Source organism: uncultured Thiodictyon sp., assembly GCF_903828115.1.
Taxonomy (GTDB): domain Bacteria; phylum Pseudomonadota; class Gammaproteobacteria; order Chromatiales; family Chromatiaceae; genus Thiodictyon.
Map to the genome: position 1 here is coordinate 1 of NZ_CAIKKU010000463.1, position 5,967 is coordinate 5,967.

4 protein-coding genes and 1 tRNA gene are annotated in these 5,967 nt (G+C 58.9%); 1 reads left to right on the plus strand and 4 read right to left on the minus strand.

Going from position 1 to position 5,967, the window contains the following annotated elements; all coding sequences use genetic code 11:
* Positions 1–320: 320 nt before the first annotated feature.
* Positions 321–3,221: a DNA methyltransferase gene (locus QZY48_RS16940; protein ID WP_295433095.1), complete on the plus strand. Its 2,901-nt coding sequence runs from the start codon at positions 321–323 to the stop codon at positions 3,219–3,221.
* 663 nt (positions 3,222–3,884) lie between these two features.
* Here the strand turns inward: QZY48_RS16940 and QZY48_RS16945 are convergent.
* From QZY48_RS16945 to QZY48_RS16960, 4 genes are all read right to left on the minus strand, one after another.
* Positions 3,885–4,337 carry a hypothetical protein gene (locus tag QZY48_RS16945; protein ID WP_295433096.1) on the minus strand — a complete coding sequence of 151 codons (453 nt, stop codon included), beginning with the start codon at positions 4,335–4,337 and terminating at the stop codon, positions 3,885–3,887.
* The gene (locus QZY48_RS16950; RefSeq protein ID WP_295433098.1) at positions 4,334–4,822 is read right to left on the minus strand and encodes a helix-turn-helix transcriptional regulator; all 489 of its coding nucleotides are present in this window, start codon (positions 4,820–4,822) and stop codon (positions 4,334–4,336) included. Before QZY48_RS16950 ends, QZY48_RS16945 begins: the two co-directional genes overlap by 4 nt.
* Positions 4,767–5,156 carry a hypothetical protein gene (locus QZY48_RS16955; RefSeq protein WP_295433100.1) on the minus strand — a complete coding sequence of 130 codons (390 nt, stop codon included), beginning with the start codon at positions 5,154–5,156 and terminating at the stop codon, positions 4,767–4,769. Before QZY48_RS16955 ends, QZY48_RS16950 begins: the two co-directional genes overlap by 56 nt.
* Before the next feature lie 426 nt (positions 5,157–5,582).
* Positions 5,583–5,658, minus strand: a tRNA-Ser gene (locus QZY48_RS16960).
* Between the last annotated feature and the right edge of the window lie 309 nt (positions 5,659–5,967).

A 5,967-nucleotide genomic window follows, 5' to 3' on the forward strand; every position in this document is an offset into this window, starting at 1 on the left:
CGGGCTCCTAGCCGTGCGCGGCCCCGCCAGGGGCGCCCACCACCTCAGCCCTACCGCACTCACTGGCCCTATCGCTCAGGCCCCACCACCGGCCAAGATAATTGTCATCGACCGGCCAAGATAGTTGACATCAGACACCCCTGGCTGACCCGAACCATTGCGAACCAGTCGCAATTTACCCTGTAACGGGTGTATGGTCTGACCCCGCCCCGAACCCGGTAGACGGGGGGAACTGGCCGCGTCTGGCCAAAACCCGGGCCGACGGGGGGCGGATAGCGAGTCATCAAGTTAACCAACAAGAACCGAGGAGACGGGAGCCCATGACACCGGATGATTTCATCGCCAAATGGAAGGGCAACAAGCTAAACGAACGGCAAGGCGCCCAACCATGGTTTGGCGACTTGTGCGATCTGCTCGGTGTCGATAAGCCGCACGATCCTGACAACTACTGCTTCGAGCGTGGCGCACAGAAATCCAGCGGGGGCAATGGCTGGGCTGATGTGTGGAAGCGGGATCATTTCGGCTGGGAGAACAAAAAGCCCGGCCGCGACCTGGACGCCGCGCTCAAGCAACTCACAGACTACGTTCTGAAGTTGGAGACACCGCCGTTGCTCGTCGTCGCCGACCGCGAGCGGATCATCATTCATACCGCCTTTCCCGGTTACCCCGACCAACCCCGAGAAATCCGATTAGAGGACCTGATTGACCCTTCTCAGCGTGAGATTCTTCGGTGGGTTTTTACCGATCCCGATAAACTCAAGCCCTCTAAGTCAAACCAAGCCATCACCAAGGAAGCGGCAACCACGTTCGCCAACCTCGCGGAGACGATGCGCAAGCGGGGCGAGGACTGGCAACGAGTAGCCCATTTTCTGGTGCAATGTCTATTCTGTCTCTTCGCCGAGGACGAACGGCTATTGCCAAACAATCTCTTCGCCGATTTGCTCAAGAATGCGGAAGGCGACAGCGAGAAAGCCAGAAAGCGCCTGGGTACGCTTTTCTTGGCGATGCAAAACCCTCATGGCGAATATGGCGACCATGATATCGCTTGGTTTAACGGCGGGCTTTTTAATACGATTGACATCCCGCCGCTGCTACCATCGGACCTGGCTGAGCTACATGCCGCCGCTCGCGACAAGGACTGGCGGGCTATCGACCCGACCATCTTCGGGACTCTGTTTGAACGTGGGCTCGATCCGTCTTCCCGCGCACCCTTGGGCGCCCATTACACCGACATCGACACGATAGGTAAGTTGATCGATCCCGTGGTAACCCAACCCTTACTGCGGGAGTGGGATGCGGCCAAAGAAGGCATTGAGGCGGTCCATGGGAAAAATAACCAGAGTCCGCTGTTTCGCAAGGCTTGTGACGCCTATCAAGCATTTCTGCTCAGGCTCTACGAGTTCCGGGTGTTAGACCCGGCCTGTGGGTCTGGCAACTTCCTCTACCTGGCCCTCAAGGCACTCCGCGACCTGGAGAAGTGTGTCCATGTGGAAGCCAGAGATCTTGGTATACCGACGACAGATGAGCTATTGCAGACGGGGCCGCATAACATTCTAGGGCTTGAGATTAATGAATATGCCGCCGAACTGGCGCGCGTCACGGTGTGGATCGGCGACATTCAATGGTGTCGGCGCAACGGCTACCAGCACAGCAAAGACCCCATCCTCAAGCCGCTCGACGCGATCCAACATCGGGATGCCCTGATAAACCCGGATGGCACCGAGGCCGAATGGCCGAAGGCGGATGTAATCGTGGGTAACCCGCCGTTCCTAGGTGACAAGAAGATGCTCGGGGGTCTTGGTGCAGAGTATGTGACACGGCTTCGGAAACTCTACGCCGGACGGGTACCAGGCGGTGCCGATCTGGTGACCTACTGGTTTGAAAAGGCGCGGGCGCAGATTGCCGAGGGCAAGACGCGGTACGCGGGGCTGGTCACCACTAACAGCATTCGCGGCGGGGCCAATCGCAAGGTCCTGGACCGCATCGTTGAGACCGGCGTCATCTTCAACGCCTGGTCGGATGAGCCATGGATCAACGACGGGGCCGCGGTGCGTGTGTCCCTGGTGGCCTTCGCCGGTAAAGGGTTAGGGCATCCTATAGCTTTGGACGGAGCCGCCGTAGAGGAACTTTTCGCCGACTTAAGCCCATCGGACGGGAAGACCAGTCTTGACCTTACAACGGCGATGCGACTTCCGGCGAACGCTAAAACCGCCTTCAACGGCAATCAAAAAACGGGTGATTTTGATGTGCCAGCGGATTTAGCGCGATCTTGGGTGGCTCTGCCAAATCCTAATGGGCGAACGAATGCGGATGTTCTTAAGCCATGGATGAACGGATTGGATCTTACAAGACGACCGTCTAATACTTGGCTGATCGACTTTGGATCGACGATGGATGCCGAAGACGCCGCTCTTTTTGAACAACCATTTGACTATATAGCGCAGCACGTTAGGCCATCGCGCGAGTTAAGCAGAAACGCCACATTGCGGCGCTTTTGGTGGCGGCATGAACGCCGCAGGGACGATTTGCTTACACTGATCGAGCGACTTCCGCGATTCATGGCAACCGCTCGCGTTGCAAAGCATCGCCTTTTTGTTTGGGTTCACAGTAGCGTCATTCCCGATTGTCAATTGATCGTCGTTACCCGCGCAGACGATACCACCTTCGGCATTCTGCACTCAAGGTTCCATGAATTGTGGTCGCTAGGGCTTTGTACCTGGTTGGGGAAGGGCAACGATCCGCGCTACACCCCAACCACCACCTTCGAGACCTTCCCTTTCCCCGAGGGCCTTACCCCGGCAGGTAGCAAGGGGCCGACTGAGGCCCTTGAGTCGGGGGCGGTCCTGCCGACCGTGGCGGCCGACCGGCGCGCGGTTGCCATCAAGATTGCCGAAGCCGCTCATCGCCTCAACGAGCGTCGTGAGATCTGGCTAAACCCTCCCGCGTGGGTAGATCGGGTCCCTGAGGTTGTCCTCGGCTACCCGGATCGGATCATCCCAAAGGCCGAGCACGCGGCCGAGTTGAAGAAGCTGACCCTGACCACGCTCTACAACAAACGGCCGACTTGGCTCGAAAACGCTCACCGAAAGCTCGACGCCGCGGTGGCCATAGCCTACGGCTGGAAGGACTACACACCAGACATGCCAGAAGAGGAGATTCTTCGGCGCCTGTTGGCGCTCAACTTAGAGCGATCCGCGGACGCTGGGACTGTCGGCGGCTAAGGGGCGGATCGCCATCGAGCACGTGGGCGTTGATGCCCTGGCGATCCTGGCTTGACTCGGCCACTGCACCTGCGGCCTTGTCCTGCCGATGCCCATGCACGACACCTCGCACAACCTCAAGGGCTGCACCATCGGCGCCCTGGCGAAGGGGAGCAGCGCCGGACGGCTGCATCCTGCTCGCCCCCGGCCCCGCTCGCAGCGTTCGAGGTTCTTGCCCATGCCGATGCACCGGGCGGACTGCCCGGCGGCCCTGGTGAAGCCGTGGCGCGTCTGTTGCGGTGCGATCCGCGAGCCTGATGCCTGGACAGCCCCGCTCCCGACCATGCACGGGCCGAACCTCCCAGAGCATCCGGCGGGGGACCACCTGGTGAAACTCCAGCCCCGACCGGCTTGGGGTCGAGTAGTCCGGCCGGCGCAACCTCAAGGGCCGGGTCGGAGTCCGATCCTGTTGGCGGCCGGTGAAGCTGGAGCGGAGCGCCATCAAGGACGTACGCACTGTGGTGAGCCCTGGCCGCTAATCGGCGTGCCTCGGACCGCAGGAATCGGCTGGCGCAACTTCCTGGCCCCGGTCTTCGCCCCCTGGCAGTCTGGCTCAAGGTGAACCCTCGCAGTGACGACCCCGTTGGCCAGCGCCTAGAACCCTAACTAAGCAGGGCGGTAAGGCTATTCGATCAGTTGAGGCTGCGTCATCACTCTGAGCGCCACCCCAGCCAACTCGCCCGTCTCGGTCTGTGCACGAACCTTCAGGACACAAGGCTCATCAAACTGAATAGGGGAGAAGACCAACAAAACTTGCGATACCGATACCCGAACCCCGTTTTTCTGCTGCTCACCAATCATCTCATCGGTCGCGTCTGATGAGGCGGCGGCCAATTGGTCCTCCGCGAGGACCATTTCTTGCAGTATCTTGTCATCCTTCCAAATGCGTAGCGTTAGGGAACTAAGAGGTTCGCCGGTCGGCGTGACGATTCTCACTGACAGGCACAGCTTGGGCAGCGTGACCGGAAACGCCGGAACAATCAATCCGCCAGAATAGACCCCAATGAACGAGAGTTTCCCTCCCACCTCATGGCGGATATCGTCGCAGAAGAGGGTCTCTATGTGACGCGAGATCATTTCTGCTTCGCTGCCGCGATGGCTTCCTGACGCTCAAGCGCGTCGTTCAATCTATTCAAATCGATTCCCAAGACTCTGGAAATCTTGCGGCAAGTTTCTATTGTCAGGTTTTCCGTGCCACGCTCAATTCGGGCTACATGAGACTGGCTGGTTTGAAGCGCTTCGGCGAGACGGGTCTGAGACCATCCAAGCCGAAGTCGTAGAGCACGCACCGTGTCTCCATCCTCGTCATAGAATGTGTCGGCCACCCAACGCCTGCCGGCCTCCAAGGCGGCGCGCCCTTGGTCGTCCTTCTCCAAATCGTCAACCAACTGGCTGATCGAGGTGTATTTAGTGGGGGCCGGCGGCTGAGGTGCGATGTAGGCTTCAAATGCGAAGACCTGGCAGCGGGTGCGGCTAGTGGCTTCTCCCGCCGCGCCGACGACCTTTTCAAAGCTCTTGATAGGTGCGGAGAATGCGGCTGCCGAAGGGGTGGTTGGTGTCATAGTCGAACTCCCGCGGCGCAATGGCCAAAACGTGGTAGTGGTGTTTTTTTGGCTCGAAGGCGTAGACGACGCGATAACGAAGACCCTTGTTTTCTAGATCCCAGACCTTCAAGCGCCACAAATCCCGCCCCTTTCGCCACTGCTCCTGCCACTTACAGACGTGAAAATCTGCCGAGCGGTACGCGCCGTAGTCTTGTTGGGTCAACCGGTCAAGAAGGTCCGGATCGCCTGCCAACTGCTGCAACAGGGCCAGAATCCGACCAAACGCCTGGGGCTCGCTGTCCTTAAGGGCCAGCAGGTCGGCCTTGGCGTCGTCATGTACGAAGATGTCCATTAATATACCGACCTAGATATAAAACACAAGGGGAACGATCGGAATCCGGTCGGGAAAATCCGGAGAGTCGCCATATCCATCAAAATCTGTGGCGGATATGCCTGCAGCCGTCGAGACTCCGGACACGGCAACCGCCTGCTTGGCCTCGCCTCCAAGGGCAACCTGCCGAGCGCATCGCTACCTGAGGCGCGACAAGTCTGTCGGTAGCCGCGTTCAGCTTGGGCATACCGCCGATCAGCGGTAGATAGACGCTCCGCATTGGGACCCGGCAGCCGAGCCACGTCGAGTACCGCCGGGCATCCGACGAACGGGCGTAACACCCCCGAACAGGGCCTAACGGGTCCGGCTTGTTACCCCCAGCGTTACCCCGGCGGCATCTTCGTAAACGAAAAGGGGACGGGCTTGCGCCTATCCCCTTGTTTTGCTTGGTGCGCCCTGCGCGACTCGAACGCGCGACCACCTGATTAAAAGTCACGGATAAACAACACTCTACAACAAACGCCAGCAAGGAAAACAGGCGTTTAGGGTGTCACCGTTGTTGCCGTTATCTGTGGATAACTGCCGTTTCTTGGTAGAGAGTGCGCCATGAGTGCGCCACGGGTCAACCCGCCCCTTTTGGAACTCCCGGGCCTTGTCCCGTTGGCCCCGCGCAGTGCGCCCTCGAAACCTCTTAAGGTGATTTCTGTTAAAAATATTACCCGAGAATAGGCTTGATAAAAATGTCATATTTTGGCAAGGTCGGGCTGCGCTTCAACCGTGCTTCGACGTCTTCCATCAATTTCTTCGATAGGCTGATGCCCTTTTCATAGAC

Bases quoted from the DNA above. Each gene is read 5' to 3' on its own strand.
- QZY48_RS16940 (WP_295433095.1), top strand. From the start codon at position 321: ATGACACCGGATGATTTCATCGCCAAATGGAAGGGCAACAAGCTAAAC.
- QZY48_RS16945 (WP_295433096.1), bottom strand. From the start codon at position 4,337: ATGATCTCGCGTCACATAGAGACCCTCTTCTGCGACGATATCCGCCAT.
- QZY48_RS16950 (WP_295433098.1), bottom strand. From the start codon at position 4,822: ATGACACCAACCACCCCTTCGGCAGCCGCATTCTCCGCACCTATCAAG.
- QZY48_RS16955 (WP_295433100.1), bottom strand. From the start codon at position 5,156: ATGGACATCTTCGTACATGACGACGCCAAGGCCGACCTGCTGGCCCTT.